Origin of the sequence: Streptomyces sp. RPT161, assembly GCF_027533845.1 — a bacterium.
In the GTDB taxonomy this organism is placed as follows: Bacteria; Actinomycetota; Actinomycetes; order Streptomycetales; family Streptomycetaceae; genus Streptantibioticus_A; species Streptantibioticus_A silvisoli_A.
This window is the reverse complement of record NZ_JAPZVN010000135.1, coordinates 1-239: the sequence shown is the minus strand read 5'-3', so window position 1 is coordinate 239 and position 239 is coordinate 1. Positions and strand designations below refer to the sequence as shown.

General features: G+C 72.8%; 1 protein-coding gene. It reads left to right on the top strand.

Annotated elements, in window-relative coordinates:
* The coding region (locus O5O46_RS35255; RefSeq protein ID WP_269859768.1) for an AMP-binding protein at positions 1–239 on the top strand (239 nt) is incomplete at both ends.

The window sequence follows — 239 nt, the reverse complement described above, 5'->3', positions numbered from 1 at the left end:
GAGGACGACGCGTGGGTCATCTTCACCTCCGGAACCACCGGGCGGCCCAAGGGTGTCGCGGTCTCCCACCGGTCGGCTGCGGCCTTCGTGGACGCCGAGGCCCGGTTGTTCCTACAGGACCGACCGCTCGGCCCCGGGGACCGCGTACTCGCCGGACTGTCCGTGGCGTTCGACGCCTCCTGCGAGGAGATGTGGCTGGCCTGGCGGCACGGTGCCTGCCTGGTCCCGGCACCGCGCTC